This is a genomic window from Marinomonas sp. PE14-40, assembly GCF_051623805.1.
Lineage (GTDB): Bacteria > Pseudomonadota > Gammaproteobacteria > Pseudomonadales > Marinomonadaceae > Marinomonas.
In genome coordinates this window covers 2,088,936-2,104,195 of record NZ_CP130700.1, presented here as the reverse complement: position 1 = coordinate 2,104,195, position 15,260 = coordinate 2,088,936, and the positions used below count along the sequence as shown (strand labels likewise).

The window sequence follows — 15,260 nt, the reverse complement described above, 5'->3', positions numbered from 1 at the left end:
TCGTAATTAGATAAGGAAAAAAGGAAGAATGAAAATACGAGAGGCGAATGTCAAAGATGCGAAGTTGATTGCTAGCATCATCAGTGAGTCGAACAAAGATGTCGCTGTTACCTTTAACCTCAATCAAGACAACAATCCAAAACATCCTTCTTTTTGCAGCTCTGATTGGGTAGAGGCTGATTTCGAACGAGGCGAAGAATATTTCTTGTATGAAGACCGCGCTTATTCTGTTGCCTGTGTAGCTTTTGAGAATCCAAGACTTGGCGTAGGTTACTTAAATCGGCTTTCTGTGTTGTCAGAACACCGCCGCCAGGGTATTGGTGAAGCACTGGTGCAGCACGTTATTCAATACGCTAAAACCAAAAAGATAACTCGAGTTAGCATAGGTATTATCGCTGAGCATCATAAGCTCAAAAACTGGTATCTAAAGCTAGGTTTTGTTGAAGGAAATATAAAGACATTCCCTCACCTACCATTCGATGTTCAATATCTACACTATATTATTTAACGTGATGCTTTAACTAGTTTACCTCGTTCCCATGTTCTGCGTGGGAATGCATAGGGTTGAGCTCCTGCTCAACTTTGTACCTAAAACGGTAGCCAAGCTATCACTTCGATCCATATCGAAGTGTCCCTCCTTTTCTGATGTTACTTTTGCCTCCTTTCATTTTAAAAGGAGGTTTAAATGCCATTGGAACTTATCAAATACCTATCAGAATATTTTTACACTAAAGATGAGTTGCTTAGTGCTTCTACGGTTACTGAGATTCAGCTAAAGGAGTATCAAGCTCTTGGTGTTATGCCGGCACCTTCTTATAAAGTGAATTTAGTTGTGAACTGTGACTCATTCTTTGGGGAGCATGAAGAGCTGCAAGAGCTTGAGTTCTATGCCAAAGGTTACGCTTCTTGGCTGGACGACTTACAGATCTTGCAGCATAAGTTTTGCCAAGAGATACAATTTAAGAATGAGGTTTTTAAGCTATTTTATCAGCGGTATTGCTCTGAACAAGAGCGTCTTAAAAGCCTTGGGTATGTGTGTAATGATTTTAAACTGGTGTCAGAACTTGATGCTTATAACAAAGAAACTTGGGATCACTTTATCCAAGGTACCTATGGTTTATGTACTAAATCTGGTTTACCTGAGGATATTGCCGTAAAGGCTGTGGCTATCTTTGAGATTAATCGACTTTCAGAGTCGGGTGAGCTTTCGCAAGCGGTATTAACCTCCCTTGAAAAAGCCGTGAATCTTTTAGATGAATCGAGTGCTTTATTTGCGCCACATGAAAGGCCAAGAAGCTCAAGGCATCGTCTGGTAAATGAAATGCGACGACGCTTTGGGCTAGAAGGTTCAGCTAATTGAGACTAGAAAAAGAAGTGGCAGAAGACTACCTAATTACCTAAGTAATGCTTCTCTAGCGCTTTATATTCTGATGTTTTCTTATAGGCTTCTATCGCGTTATCGTATCTATCAACTTGGTTAACGAGATTTCCAGCATGGGGGAAGGTGATATAGGCTGGGGTGGTATTTAGCGGAGGTGAGAGCACCTCAACTTGATCTAACAAACCAAGCTCTCTTAATTTGTATGCTGATGTTAAATCATTCTCGATATAGGCATCTATGCGGTTTGCCAATAACATCATGATTGCCTGTTCTATTTGATTTACTTCTTCAAGTTTCGCCCAAGGTTGCTTGCGGTAATACTCAAATTTGTCATCCACTCGTTTGTCACGATAAAGGGCGATGTCGTGCTTACGCATGAATGCTTCTAGATCTCCCGAATATTGAATCTTCTTACCCTTGGCTTTAACCAAGACATTTTTTTGATTAATGATATAGGACTTAGGAAAGGTCATATATTCAGAATAATCTCCTTTATTTAGCACTGTCATCATTAGGTCGCATTTACCATTTTTTGCATGGTTAACCACTCTCATCCAAGGGCTGTATATAAAGGTCAGCTTCCAGTCTAGTTGTTTTGAGACTCCTTGAAGAATGCGCACGGCAAAACCATCTGGCTCGCCTTGCTTGTTTAGCATAGTTTGAGGAGGTAGCTGTAATGAGCAAACGCGTACTTCATTTGTCTTTGCTAAAGATGCTGAACTGATAAAGAAAAGGGTGGTTGTTAAGGTGATACTTGAAAGTGTTTTTTTGACTGATTTTTCGAGATTCATAAAGGCATTCTTTCTAACTTTTTTACTTATTTTTCTGCTGTCTTTATTATTCTAACGTGTCTCATTGTAAATTTTTCGTCAGATTTAACGCATTTAGTGCTAAATTCGGTTTGATTTTGATTAAGATATCTCTGCTTTTAACCATTTTATAAATACTTTTAAGCGGGATAGCTTGGCAGAGTGAGGGCCATAAACCATATAGTCTTTTGAAAGTCATTGTGCGTATAAGCTGAATCTTTAAGCTATTTGTAGCCAATTGACCCCTTACATTAAGTGAGAAATATTATGTGTTGAGCAGATGATAATTCTCATGCTTAGCGCTAGAAGGTTAGTAAGCAATTCATTAATATTTAGCTCTATCTATTAGAAACAAACACTAGCCAACGACTAGAAGGATCTTATGAAAGCATTACTTATTATTGATATGCAAAAAGGCCTGTTTGAAACACCGAGACATGATTTTAATGGGGTCGTAAAACGTATTAATTGTCTAGGTGAAACCTTCAGAAGTGCTGGTGAGCTGGTTATTTACATCCAACATAATAGCAGTAAAGAAGAAGGCTTATTTGAAGGTTCTCAAGGTTGGGAGATAATTGATGAACTTGATAAAAGTGAGACAGATTTTAAGCTGACCAAGACAGCCTGTGATGCCTTTTATCAAACTGAGTTGGAGGCTCTGTTAAAATCCAAAGGAATCACTGAGGTGTTTATTACAGGTGCTGCAACTGAGTTTTGTGTTGATACCAGCTTACGTTCTTGCTTGAGTAAGGGCTTTAATGTGACAGCCATTTCTGATGCTCATACCACAGTAAATAGAGACCACTTAAGTGCTGAGCAGATAATTAAACACCACAACTGGAGTTGGGAGAATCTGATCATTCCTCATGTGGGAATAAAGGTAATGGTAGCCTCTAAAGCGATAGAAATGTTTTGAAGCTGATACATAATTTGTTTGCTTTTATTGCGGTATTCGAGGCCAAGGATGTTTAGCTTCCAAGTTGAAACTTTATTAGATGAAGACATACGGGGTGAAGACTTATTAACTATGCAAAGTGTTAATTACGAATTACACCCGATAGTAAAAATGACCTCACCAATTGCTTTTAAGACTAAGAATTTACAGTTCTGGCCAATAAATGTTGAGGCCTTTACCAGTGTGATTTTACTTTTTTGCTTTGTGCCAGTGGATCGACATAAGTTTAAATTAGTAAGAGCAGATGAGACTGGCTTTGAAGAAAGCTCAACAACAATATTTCATAAAGAGTGGCGTCATTGTCGATCAATCAAGCATCTCGATTCCAATAGTCTAGTAACAGATACGCTTACCTTTGTACCAAAGTTAAAATTTATCGGGCATTTAACCTTGCCTATCTATCGATCTTTATTTCGATATCGACATAAACGATTAGCTGCAAAGTATGGTGGTTCGACTAGCCCTTAAACCAACTCTAGTTCTTTTCCCCTTATTTAATTTAACGCATCCTCTTTTGAAAGTAGTGCACAGTTAGCTGGTAAAAACGTGTCACATGGGTGGGCTTTTCGGCCATAAACTGATGTAAAAAGTAAAAGTGCCAAGCTCTCCCTCTGGTCTCTGGTAACAAGAGTTCAAGCTCTTGCTCTAGAAGGTGGGGCTGCAAAAGAAACTCAGGCAATATGGCTATGCCCATATCATTTAACACCATTTCTAGTGCGGTATTTGGCGTATTGGTTTTAGCATAATGTGTTGCTTGGTATGAGATGCTTTTTTCTGTTTTTACATCTAAAAGTTGTAGCTTGTCTTGTTGCCAAGGTGTGGCAATAAACCTGTGTTTATCTAGGTCCTTAAGTTGGTTAGGTATGCCAAACTGTTTCAGGTAACGAGGAGATGCACAAAAGTGTTCGCTTACTTTGCCTATGGATAAAGCACGGTAGTTAGAGTCTTTTAGGTTTCCTCCAAAAATAGCGGCATCTAGGTTGTGTTCGATTAAATCTTGCCAGCGACCATTAACCAATATCTCAGGGCTGATTAACGGAAATTCAGTACACAGCTGAGCCATGGCAGGTACGACAATATTCTTCTCAAAAAAGGGTGGGACTGATACGCGAAAACTGCCGCTGGGCTGTTCTTTTTCACTGTCCAATTCTGTAAGCGTCATGCTTAATTGCTCACTGAGTAATTCACTTTTCGCTAAGAGTTTTTCGCCAACTGAAGTCAGTACCACGCCACGAGTATTTCTTACTAAAAGCTGCTGATCAGTTGCGGTTTCCAGCCGTTTAATTTGCTGACTAATGGCGGACTTGCTCATACCTAGTTTTTTAGCTGCTTGAGTAAAAGAGCGCATTTTGGCCACTTCAACAAAGATAAGTAAGAGCGGAGCGAGTTTAATCGTGTTCATAGCTTTTATACTTCTGCATACATGCTTTGTAATTAAATTTGGTGTTCATAAATATAAACACTGAGTCTATTTTATGGTTATTGTTTAATAGTCTTTGTGTTTCTAAACTAAGTCAACTTTATCGCGCTTTGAACGCTTTTTAACACCTAGGAGTAATACGAATGACTTGTTTAGTGATTGTTGAATCAAACTTAATCGATCTTGAAGAATTAGCTAAATACAGTGAGCAAGCCGTGAAAACGGTTGCTGCTTTTGATGGGCACTTTATTACTAAGGGGGATGTGGAAGTGCTTCACGGTGACGCTGCTTTTGGGAAAAAAGCGGTTATTCAGTTCCCAAATAAAGACGCTGCTCGTAATTGGTACGAGAGTGAAGAATACCAGGCGCTTATTCCACAACGTGAAAAAGGCATGAAGAGCCAGTTCCATCTGGTTTAACTCGATAAAAACGAGACGGTTAGCGGTTCCCTTTTATCTGCTCTCTTTATGATACTAATGAAGAGAGTAGATGTTTGAGGCTCAATAATGTTCAGGCTCAATTGCGACATAGGTTACTATGGGCGATGATTGTAAAACTTGAGGCTTTAATGTGTTTCCCTCAAAAACAAAGGAACCTGACATGATACAACTCATCTTACTCTTACTTGTTGCTTTAGCTATTCTGATGTTGCTAAAAATGGCTAAGAGTACGAAAAGCCAAAAAGCAACCTTGGAGGAAGCCAGAACCTTAGGTTTACAAGAGGCAAGTTTGCATATTAATAACCCCATTTTGTTTGAAGATTATGCTCAAGCTAAAGGTTTGCCTACCGATGTTTTAATCACCTTGATAGAAGAAGGGAAAATGCCTTTTTACGAATGGCGTGGTTATACCTTTGTTGAAAACCGTGAACTTGCTCATGCGAGAAAATAACCTTTATGTGACTCTGTACTCGTGACGTTCTCATTTTTATTTTCTTTTAGCTAAGAGAAAACAAATTTCAATTAGTTAAAGCTATCAATTATTACTGTTTCTATCATGTCTTTTTGTAAAGCTAACATCTGTATTTAAGTTAAGTGATTTCCTATAAGAAAAAGGAAGTTGACGACACCTAGCTTGCATTTAACGACATTTTGTCTCATTTGGCCTATTTATTTTATCCGTTTTATGGGTAAGCTTTAGGGCGTTAATAGACAAATTAATTACGTTTAAGTTACAAAAAGCTGCTTAACTTCACATTACGTTAATTTGAACTATTATTACTTTTATCAGTGCCCTACATGGATGTTTCTGGCTAAGCGCAATCTTTTAGCAGATGATATAGGTGTACGAGTATGTTTGAGAATCTTAGTTTTAGAATAAAACTCATTATTTTACTTTTCTGTACGATAAGTGGGTTCATCGTCGTTACCCTAGTTTCCCTCAATGGTTTAAATACCCAGCAAGCGACCTCTCATAGGTTGCAAACCCTGTCTAATATTGAAAGTAATCTGGACTCTCTTGTCTTTTCTATGATGGAAAAGCATGACGGTATGTCATCTCTTAATGATGATAATTATGCTGCTTATGTGGAGGCGATTAATGCTAACAAAGAAGCCTTTTTAATCAGTTTAGAATTAGACATTGCCAATATAGATACCGAACAAGGGCGAGTTGAACTGGAAAGTACTAAATCGAGTTTGATGAATTACTCTGATTCTCTAACCAATATTATCGAGCAAAGGCATAACTTAGGCTTTGATAGCAAATCTGGTATTAAGAGTCAGGTGCAGGCACAGGGTGATATTGTATTGGCAGAAATTGCCTTTTTAAGCTTGGTTAAGCGTGAGTTCATTAAGGTTCGTGAGGCTGAAAAAATTTATATATTTGAAACCACACCAGATAATTTAGCTTTATTTAAAGAGACCTTTCAAGGCTTTATAAAGCGTATTCAGAACTTTGGTTTAGAAGAAAAGTTTGGTGGCAACATAAACTTATATCTTGCTGAAATTGATAAACTAACTCAGCAAAATAAAGCAACCCATCTTGCTGAAGAGGCCTTTATAGAGCAGAAAAAGCAATTTGTGGATAATCGATTATCTGTTTCTGAATACCTAGGCAGTTTAAATGCAGATGCAGAACGCCTAGCAAATAAGAGCTTTGACAATGCCAGTTATACCTTAATTTTGGTGAGCGTATTGGTTGCCGTGTTCTCTGGTTTGATTATGCTGGCAATTGGTAAAAGCGTGAATAAAACCTTGAGTGAAATCATTAGTGACTTGGTGAAAGTGAAAGAGGGTGATCTTAATGTGAAGCTCTCAATTAATAATAAGCGTAATGATGAATTCGATGCCTTGTGTGGTTCAGTCAATGATATGTCTGAAGGGCTAAATAACGTGGTAAGTGGCGTTGTTAATACCACAACGGATGTGAATGAGAAGGTCGCTAATTTGCATTTGGCAGTAAATAATATTGCTGACAGTAATCAATCTATCAATGCTCAAACGACTTCCTTAGTTGCGGCTACGGAGGAAATCTCTAACAACATTTCAAGTATTTCAGATACAACGGATAACTTGAGTGCCCAGTCGAAAGATACCTATGAGTCAGCTAAGAGTGGTGCTAAAACCATGGAAGAAGCACTCTTTAACTTGTCTAAAACCACTGAGTATGTGAATAAAACGGGCGAGCAGCTAAATGAGTTAGGTCAGTTATCTCTAGATATCGATAGTGTAATTTCAATGATTAATGATTTGGCTGAGCAAACAAACTTATTAGCACTTAATGCGGCCATTGAGGCGGCGCGAGCGGGTGAAGCTGGCCGTGGCTTTTCTGTAGTGGCTGATGAAGTGCGAGCGCTAGCAGAGAAGACAGTAGATGCGACAGCAAAAATTACAGGTATTGTGAGTACAATTCAAAACTCAACTAACTCTGCGATTACGACCATGAAAACAGGTCAGGAAAATTTACTGGCGATTGAGGAGTCAGGTGAAAAAGCAGAAAAAGTCATGCGTGAAATCGAAGACCTTGCTAAAACAGGGGCTGAATCTGCCAACCATATGGCTCAATCTATTTTGGAAGTGTCTAAAACGGCTGTCTTGATGAATGATGATATGGATAAGATAGCGCAGCAACTTCAAGTCGATACGGACTCTATTTCTATTATTTCAGATAATACTAACCAGATTTATCAACTGGTTGAGCATTTAGATAAGAAAACCAGTGTTTTTAATATCGAACAACAAACCTAGTTTTACCTTAATAAATACGTTTATCTTGGCTCAAGGACGAGCCTCATAAAGCCTGATAGGCTTTACCTCTCTTTTTATCTTCTATTTTTTATCCTGTTTTTTTTGTGTAATTAAGAGATACTAGTTCTCTATTCCTTACCTTAAACGCTTGTCTTAACAGCAACTTAAGCACATAAACAGGATTAAAATATGAGCATTAAAACGGCCATTGTTGGTTATGGCTTCTCATCGAAAACATTTCATATCCCTTTTATTACGACCGCAGACTCTTTTCGTTTTGTGGCTGTGAGCAGCTCCAAGAAAGACGCGGTATTGGCTGATTGGCCTGAGATCGCTCATTACCAAAGTGCTGATGAGATGATAATGCAGACAGAGGCTGACTTAATCATTATTACTGCGCCCAATGATGTGCATTACCCTTTAGCAAAATTAGCACTTGAACATGGCAAGCATGTATTAATTGAAAAACCTTTTGTGACTCGTTCACAAGATGGTGAAGCGCTAATCAAGCTGGCTAAAGAAAAGGGTCTGTTACTGAGTGTCTATCAGAACCGACGTTATGATGGTGACTTTCTTACGGTTAAGCGTCTGATAGAAGAGAAAATGCTAGGTGAGGTTAGAGTGTATGAGTCTCATTTTGATCGCTTTCGTCCAAACGTACAGCAGCGCTGGCGTGAAATGGCAACGGATGGTGGCGGTATCTTGTATGATCTAGCGCCACACCTTTTGGACCAAACCTTAACCTTATTTGGCTTGCCGCAAAGTGTGAGTGCTAGTTGTAAGATAATGCGCAAAGGGGGAAGCACAACAGACTATTTCCATTTAACCCTGCATTATCCAGAACGAGAAGTCATTTTAGTTGCCAACCTTTTTTGCTCTGGGCCTAATTTAAGGTTCCAAGTGCAAGGTGATAAGGCAAGTTATGTAAAGTATGGTCTAGACCCTCAAGAAGATTGCTTAAGAGCAGGGGAATTGCCTGTTGGCGATAATTGGGGCGCTGAGAAGTTAACCGAATTTGGTAAGCTTTACGATGACGAAAATGTCGAGCTTATCCCAACAGAGAAAGGCTGTTATCAGAACTTCTTTGCTGATCTGGCTAAGGCAATAGAAACGGGTGATTACCAAGATATGGGGGCAGAACAGAGCTTAAATAGCATTAGATTAATAGAGTTAGTCCTTGAGAGTGAAGCAAAAGGTCAGAGGTTGGATGTGAACTTCTAAGGACTTTTTTAGAGTGAAAAGGCTTTAATCTAAAGGCTTTACACTTAAATTATCTGCTTTAAAGAAGCCCAGTTTTATATCTTGTATGAAACTGGGCTTTTTAGGTTAATGCGCTTCGATTTCTAAATTTTCTTCTTGCTGTTTAATTAAAAAAGCGAGCTTTCTTATACCGTCTTCACGGGTTTTCATGTCCTTCTCGCTAAAATTAAGTCGCATACAGTGACGGTACTTTCCTGTGACAGAAAAGAGTGTACCCGGGGCGATATTAATGTCGTGTTTCTGGCACTCTTCAGAAAGTTTCACTACATCTATGTGCTTGGGTAATTCAACCCATAAAATAAAGCCACCTTCAGGGAGGCTGATTTTAGTTTCAGCAGGAAAGTACTTGTTAAGGGTTTGAATAAAGTGATCTCTGGCTTGTCGGTATTCTTGGCGAGAGCGTCTTATGTGCCTGTCATAACCCCCTGTTTTGATAAAATCTGCAATGGCAAGCTGTGGCAAAGTTGGGCACATAGAATTACTCACATATTTAATATGAGTGACTTTATCGCGATAACGTCCCGGTGCTATCCATCCCACTCTTAACCCCGGAGCGATGGTTTTAGAAAAAGAGGAGCAGAACATGACTCGGCCGTCTTCATCAAAGGTTTTGACCGTTTTTGGCCTAGGGAATTGATAAGAAATATCCCCGTAAATATCATCTTCAATAATGGCAATATCATAGCTCTGGGCCAGTTTATAAAGCTTTTGTTTATTTTCATTTGGCATGGTGTAGCCAAAAGGGTTGTTACAGGTTGGTGTAACCAAAATTGCTTTAATCGGCCACTGGTCAAGTGCTAGCTCTAAGGCTTCTAAACTAAGGCCTGTCACTGGGTGAGTAGGGATCTCAATGGCTTTTAAATTGGCGGCTTTAATCGCTTGAATTGAACCATAAAAACTTGGAGATTCAATGGCGATAATTTCACCTGCATCGGCAACGGCTCTTAGACAAACAGATAAGGCTTCTTGGCAACCAGAGGTTACAACAAGGTCGTTTGGATGAAGATGACAACCAAAACCTAAAGCAAGGCGACAAAGCTGTTCTCTCAGCACAAGCGCGCCTTTTACATCCCCATAAGACAAGCTATCACTAATATTGTGCTTGGTGAGGTCGGAAAGCTTTTTAAGGAGAGGCTTTAGTGAAGAGCTATCCATATTAGGCATAGCATGTTGAAGCTGAATGTTGCCTTTATTCTCTCTATTGATCAGTTGGGTGAGCACTTGTTCCCATTGGGATACTTCCATTGGTCTTTGAGGCGGTCGCGAAACCTCTGGCAAACTATGGTTGTTGCTATTAGGCGTCGCAAAGTAACCAGACTTAGGTCTTGCCTCTACCAGACTTTCCATTTCAAGGTGGCGATAGGCTTCTTGTACCGTTGAAATACTCACCTCATGTTGGCTTGCCAGTTGTCTGACAGAAGGCATTTTATCGCCAGTTTGAAAATAACCCTGTTGGATATGGTCGCGTAATTCGTTGGCCAGTTTTTGATAGAGTTTCATAGTGACTGTCTGTTATCAAAGAGAAGTTAGATTGAATATTAATCAATATTTCGCATTTATTCCAATACAGATTGAGTTTAAAAAGACAATACAGGGTATTTTAAACTCAAACTGTATGGTTTAAATGATCTTATTTTGAGTCTGTATTGTTTCTGTTATGTTTTTTAAACTAGATTCACTTAATCAAAACCCGCTTAATAATGATTTAAGAGGGTAATCATAATGTATGAAACAAGAAGGAGAAGACGATGCTATTAATTGCTTTATTTCACAAGATCCAAGGCGCAATGAAAATTTATTCTACACGCCGTCAACTCTGCCATTTAAGTCAGACTCAGCTTAAAGATATCGCCGTAGCACCTCAGGCTGCGATGAAAGAAGCGAAGAAAGCTAACTTATGGTGTTTTATACATGATGTGATGAAACGACAATCAAAAGGTAAGGAGGATTAATATGGAACTGTCATTTTTCTTTGCCATCGCTTTATTTGCTTTTGTGATGTCGGTAACGCCAGGGCCTAATAATTTAATGTTACTGGCTTCAGGTGCTCAGTTTGGATACATACGTACCTTGCCTCATATGTTTGGCATCATAATTGGTATGGCGTGTCTGATCAGTTCTGTATTGGTTGGATTAGGGGCGGCGTTTGAACTTTACCCTGTGTTGTATGATGTGCTTAAGGTTGTGGGTAGTCTTTACTTATTATGGCTTGCATGGAAGATAGCAAATGCGCCGACTGATGAAAGTGCTTTACAGGCAAGTGATGTAAAAGCCAGACCTATGCGTTTGCATTCGGCTTCCTTGTTCCAGTTTGTGAACCCTAAAGCTTGGACCATGGCGATTGGTAGTGTGAGTACTTTTACCCTTACTGGGGACATGTATTGGCAGTCAGGGTTTTGGATCATCTTAGCGTTTGCAACCATGGGCTTTTTTGCTATCAGTCTTTGGGCAGGTCTTGGGGTTGCTATTAGGCAGTGGCTCACTTCGGTTAAGCGTAAACGTAATTTTAATTGGTTTATGGGGATGATGACGGCGGCAACTTTGATTTTCATTCTAGTAGATTAGTTATATCCTTAAGAACTGACCATTAGGCAAACCTTTTGTAAACCATGCCCATGTAAGCTTAAATACATGGGCTTGATGATGAATACGCGATACAAAAAATTATGACAATAGATGCAGAATCCTCTCAAATTAAGGTAATAACGAGTTCTGAAAATGAGCAAGTATGGAGTGTGTATTTAATACGTACGCGGCTGAATACCTTGTATGCAGGGGTAACAACGGATGTCGACAGGCGCTTCCAAGAACATGCCTCAAATTCTAAAAAGGGTGCTCGTTATTTAAGAGGCAAGGGGCCCTTAGCACTTATGTGGCATCAAGCCATAGGTGATAAACGAGAGGCTATGTCGATCGAATATAAAATCAAGCAAATCGATCGTAAGAAAAAACTCTCCCTGATTCATGGTTCACTCACCTTAGATGATATTTTAGCTTCTAATAAGTGATAGTTTATTTCATAAAATAATTTCAGGTTATAAATATAAGGTTTGCTTGCCATTATTCATAACTAAAGCTTTTGTTTTTATATATTCTGCTCCCCAAACAGTCAGTTTGTCTTTTACAGAAAGCTGGCATACGTACTTGGTAGGAGCAGACAGTATGAATAAAGTGATCTTAATTGTGATTGATGGTTTGAACTATCAAGTCGCAAAAGAATGTATGGGTTTCTTAGCCGCGCTTGAGCAAGCAGGTCAGGGTAAACTCTATAAAATGGCTTGTGAATTACCTTCCTTATCTCGCCCTTTATACGAAAGTATTTTAACGGGCAGAACACCTTTAGAAAGCGGTATTGTCGATAATAATACGATTCGTTTATCCACTGAAAAAAGTATCTTCCATCTTGCGCAAGGTGCCGGGCTTAAAACGGCAGCCGCTGCATACCATTGGATTAGTGAGCTATATAACACTTGCCCCTATGATGCCATTAAGCACAGGTTTACGGATAATGAAGCTATGCCGATCCAACAAGGCATTTTTTATCATCAAGACCATTACCCTGATCATCACACCTTGTTGGATGGCGAGCATTTAAGACAGAAGCATGACCCGGATTTTTTGTTAATTCATACTATGAACGTGGATGATATTGGCCATAAATTTGCGTTAGATAGCCAGCAGTATCGTAACTCAGCCCGCCGTATGGATGGTTATCTATCTCACTTTTTACCTCAGTGGTTAGAGCTGGGTTATCAGATTATGATCACGGCAGATCATGGTATGAACAATGATCATTCACACGGTGGTACCCTCCCTGAAGAAATTGAAGTACCCTTTATGGTCCTTGGTGAGGAATTTCGCCCACAATCAGAGTTGCAACCAGTTAAGCAAACCGATATCTGTGGACTAGCCTGCCAACTGCTCGGTATAGAAGGGCATGATAAGCATTTTGCTCAGAATATTTTGAAGGGTTAAACATGACTGATTTACATATTTTTGATCTTGATGAAACGTTAATCGCAGGTGACAGCTCGTCTTTATTCTGCGAATTTATGTGTGATCAAGGCTGGATGGATAAGACAAACTTTTTGGCAGAAGAAGCAAGGCTGATGGATCTCTACCATAAAGGCGAACTCTTGATGCAGGATTATGTGAATCTTCAGGTTGAACCGCTTAAGCAATTTTCAAAGCCTTTATTGGATGCTGGAATTCAGACCTTTGTCAGCCAAGTGATGTTGCAAAAGTTTTATCCTCAGGCGATTGAGCTAATTAAACGCATTAAGCAGCAAGGTGATGAAGTTTTAGTGATTTCGGCCACAGTGACCTTTTTGGTTAAGCCTATTGCTGCCTTACTTGAGTTAGATAATGTGCTGGCTATCGATCTTGTGATGGATGACAACGATATGCCTACCAAGCAAATTGCTGGGCAGGTGAGTTATCGTGAAGGCAAGGTTATTCGCTTGAAAGAGTGGCTAGCTGAGAGTGGGCGTGAATTTGAACATAGTCATTTCTACTCTGACTCGATTAACGATTTACCGCTACTTGAGCATGTGGACTTTCCTATTGTTACTAATCCTGATGAGCGTTTGGCGAAAATTGCCAATGAGAAAAAGTGGCCTATCTTAGATTGGCGACGTGATGAGGCACTTTCAACAGAGTTGCATCGTTCTCAAGCAACAAGTAATTAATCTTGTAAAATGAGCATTAGTCTGTCTGAAATTCGTGCTTTTAATGCCGTGGTGGAACATGGCAATTTTACACGAGCGGCGAGTGCGTTAGAGGTAAGCCAGCCTGCGGTAACCGCTCAAATCCGTAAGCTAGAGTCTCGTTCTGGTCATTATTTATTGGAACGAACCCCAAACGGGTTTGAGTTAACGAATCATGGTAAGCGCCTTTATCAGGTTTCTAGGCAATATACGGATTTAGGCAATGCCTTAGATGCAGTACTTTCAGCTGAAAACCAAGGCCTTTTACCAAGTATTAAAATTGCCACAGCATCAGCCCTTATCTTTATGCCTTTATTGGCTGAGTTTCGACATCAGTATGGGGAAACCTGTCTAGAGATTAACTCGACAACCAGTGCGGATTGTTTGTCTCAAGTGTTAAATCGTGAAGTGGATATTGGCTTGTTTCCTCTTGCGAAAAAGCACGCGTCTTTATCCAGTTTCGAATTCCATCGTCATAAGTTAGTGGCGATTGTTGCTAAGTCCAGCCCGTTGTATAGGTTAAAAGAAGTGAGCATCAAAACCTTGGCGGAATATCCTCTGATCTTCTCTGCTCATTCTTGTTATACCCAGGTATGCCTAGATAAACTGCTAGCGGCACATGATATTGTGGGTCATAGTCAAATTCGTTTAGATCATAGGCATGAGATTTGTGAGGCTGTGATTCATGGATTAGGGGTTGGTTTTGCGTTTGAGCATGATATTCGTGCCGATGATAGGTATCTCACTTTAGACATTATCGAAGCAGATGAGCCGGCTGTTGAACATGTTGTTTGGCTAAAAAATCGCAGCGTGATGCCTGCCGTACAAGAGTTTGTCCAGCTTGCTCTCGAACAAGTGGCAACGAAGGCGTAGTTAGCTTGGAGTAAGTCCTTCTGCCTTAGACCCTTGATAAAAGCATCTAGATTACTTCACCGCTTAATGACAATCGCCTTTGTCTTATAACCCCCTAAAATGAAACCCCTCATTAACTTGAAATTTGCTCTCATTCAAGGCTTGTTTTGCATACGCTCTGGGCCTAAACTGGAGATCGATAACGATTTAAAAGGCTAGGAAGCCGTCTGATTTTTCAGCGCTTTTTAGTACTGTTTTACACCTTAGGGATAAATTGAGCCTTCTATGATTAGTCATATAGATCATCTAGTGTTAACAGTTTCCGATATTGATGCCTCAGTGAACTTCTTTGTTGAAGTGCTTGGCATGACACCCATTATATTTGCCAATGGCCGCAAGGCGGTGAGTTTTGGTGAACAGAAAATTAACTTTCAAACTGCGGGCCAAGAAATGCGTAATCATGCACTTGAAGGCTCGGGTGACCTTTGCTTGATTGCTAAGATTAGCCTAGATGAAGTCATTGCCCATTTAAAACATAAACAAGTGGATATTCTAGAAGGACCTGTGGAGAAGACTGGCGCTATGGGGCCTATGATGTCTGTGTATATTAATGATCTGGATAATAACCTGATCGAAATAAGCCGCTACCCTGAAGATGAAGCAGCGACTCAGTCTGACTAAGAAGACAG

General features: G+C 39.7%; 18 protein-coding genes. 15 read left to right on the top strand and 3 right to left on the bottom strand.

The genetic code is table 11. From position 1 onward, the window contains the following. Positions 1–28: 28 nt before the first annotated feature. Positions 29–508, top strand: coding sequence for a GNAT family N-acetyltransferase (locus tag Q0A08_RS09630; protein WP_438466705.1), 480 nt, complete (start codon positions 29–31; stop codon positions 506–508). A gap of 177 nt (positions 509–685) precedes the next feature. Continuing rightward, positions 686–1,360 (top strand): DUF6058 family natural product biosynthesis protein, encoded by a 675-nt coding sequence (locus Q0A08_RS09625; protein ID WP_438466703.1) that lies wholly within the window; start codon positions 686–688, stop codon positions 1,358–1,360. A gap of 29 nt (positions 1,361–1,389) precedes the next feature. On the opposite strand, the gene Q0A08_RS09620 is transcribed toward Q0A08_RS09625, so the two are convergent. Next, the gene (locus tag Q0A08_RS09620; RefSeq protein WP_438466701.1) at positions 1,390–2,172 is read right to left on the bottom strand and encodes a substrate-binding periplasmic protein; all 783 of its coding nucleotides are present in this window, start codon (positions 2,170–2,172) and stop codon (positions 1,390–1,392) included. Positions 2,173–2,572: 400 nt separating this feature from the next. Between Q0A08_RS09620 and Q0A08_RS09615 the strand changes: the two genes are divergently transcribed. Next, positions 2,573–3,106 carry a cysteine hydrolase family protein gene (locus tag Q0A08_RS09615; RefSeq protein WP_438466699.1) on the top strand — a complete coding sequence of 178 codons (534 nt, stop codon included), beginning with the start codon at positions 2,573–2,575 and terminating at the stop codon, positions 3,104–3,106. Between the two features lie 48 nt (positions 3,107–3,154). Next, the gene (locus tag Q0A08_RS09610; RefSeq protein WP_438466697.1) at positions 3,155–3,613 is read left to right on the top strand and encodes a hypothetical protein; all 459 of its coding nucleotides are present in this window, start codon (positions 3,155–3,157) and stop codon (positions 3,611–3,613) included. Between the two features lie 31 nt (positions 3,614–3,644). Here the strand turns inward: Q0A08_RS09610 and Q0A08_RS09605 are convergent, their stop codons facing one another. Next, positions 3,645–4,547 (bottom strand): LysR family transcriptional regulator, encoded by a 903-nt coding sequence (locus Q0A08_RS09605; protein WP_438466695.1) that lies wholly within the window; start codon positions 4,545–4,547, stop codon positions 3,645–3,647. Positions 4,548–4,708: 161 nt separating this feature from the next. Here Q0A08_RS09605 and Q0A08_RS09600 point away from each other — a divergent pair, with 161 nt between their 5' ends. The 4 genes from Q0A08_RS09600 (at position 4,709) to Q0A08_RS09585 (ending at position 8,974) form a co-directional block, all read left to right on the top strand. Further along, the gene (locus Q0A08_RS09600) at positions 4,709–4,984 is read left to right on the top strand and encodes a DUF1330 domain-containing protein (RefSeq protein ID WP_438466693.1); all 276 of its coding nucleotides are present in this window, start codon (positions 4,709–4,711) and stop codon (positions 4,982–4,984) included. A gap of 181 nt (positions 4,985–5,165) precedes the next feature. Next, positions 5,166–5,456 (top strand): hypothetical protein, encoded by a 291-nt coding sequence (locus Q0A08_RS09595; RefSeq protein WP_438466691.1) that lies wholly within the window; start codon positions 5,166–5,168, stop codon positions 5,454–5,456. Positions 5,457–5,857: 401 nt separating this feature from the next. Beyond that, positions 5,858–7,753, top strand: a complete 1,896-nt coding sequence (locus Q0A08_RS09590; RefSeq protein WP_438466689.1) for a methyl-accepting chemotaxis protein — start codon at positions 5,858–5,860, stop codon at positions 7,751–7,753. Between the two features lie 189 nt (positions 7,754–7,942). Beyond that, positions 7,943–8,974: an oxidoreductase gene (locus tag Q0A08_RS09585; protein ID WP_438466687.1), complete on the top strand. Its 1,032-nt coding sequence runs from the start codon at positions 7,943–7,945 to the stop codon at positions 8,972–8,974. A gap of 105 nt (positions 8,975–9,079) precedes the next feature. Here Q0A08_RS09585 and Q0A08_RS09580 read toward each other — a convergent pair whose 3' ends face one another. Further along, positions 9,080–10,513 (bottom strand): PLP-dependent aminotransferase family protein, encoded by a 1,434-nt coding sequence (locus Q0A08_RS09580; RefSeq protein ID WP_438466685.1) that lies wholly within the window; start codon positions 10,511–10,513, stop codon positions 9,080–9,082. A 248-nt stretch (positions 10,514–10,761) separates the two neighbouring features. Here Q0A08_RS09580 and Q0A08_RS09575 point away from each other — a divergent pair, with 248 nt between their 5' ends. The 7 genes from Q0A08_RS09575 (at position 10,762) to Q0A08_RS09545 (ending at position 15,252) form a co-directional block, all read left to right on the top strand. Next, positions 10,762–10,965: a DUF1127 domain-containing protein gene (locus tag Q0A08_RS09575; protein ID WP_438466683.1), complete on the top strand. Its 204-nt coding sequence runs from the start codon at positions 10,762–10,764 to the stop codon at positions 10,963–10,965. A 1-nt stretch (position 10,966) separates the two neighbouring features. Further along, positions 10,967–11,578 (top strand): LysE family translocator, encoded by a 612-nt coding sequence (locus Q0A08_RS09570; RefSeq protein WP_438466681.1) that lies wholly within the window; start codon positions 10,967–10,969, stop codon positions 11,576–11,578. 101 nt (positions 11,579–11,679) lie between these two features. Beyond that, complete coding sequence (locus Q0A08_RS09565; protein ID WP_438466679.1) at positions 11,680–12,021, top strand: GIY-YIG nuclease family protein; 342 nt, start codon at positions 11,680–11,682, stop codon at positions 12,019–12,021. A gap of 154 nt (positions 12,022–12,175) precedes the next feature. Further along, positions 12,176–12,988 carry an alkaline phosphatase family protein gene (locus Q0A08_RS09560; protein ID WP_438466677.1) on the top strand — a complete coding sequence of 271 codons (813 nt, stop codon included), beginning with the start codon at positions 12,176–12,178 and terminating at the stop codon, positions 12,986–12,988. A 2-nt stretch (positions 12,989–12,990) separates the two neighbouring features. After that, positions 12,991–13,701 (top strand): HAD family hydrolase, encoded by a 711-nt coding sequence (locus Q0A08_RS09555; RefSeq protein ID WP_438466675.1) that lies wholly within the window; start codon positions 12,991–12,993, stop codon positions 13,699–13,701. Between the two features lie 9 nt (positions 13,702–13,710). Further along, positions 13,711–14,592 (top strand): LysR family transcriptional regulator, encoded by an 882-nt coding sequence (locus Q0A08_RS09550; RefSeq protein WP_438466673.1) that lies wholly within the window; start codon positions 13,711–13,713, stop codon positions 14,590–14,592. A gap of 264 nt (positions 14,593–14,856) precedes the next feature. After that, the gene (locus Q0A08_RS09545; RefSeq protein ID WP_438466671.1) at positions 14,857–15,252 is read left to right on the top strand and encodes a VOC family protein; all 396 of its coding nucleotides are present in this window, start codon (positions 14,857–14,859) and stop codon (positions 15,250–15,252) included. Positions 15,253–15,260: the final 8 nt, after the last annotated feature.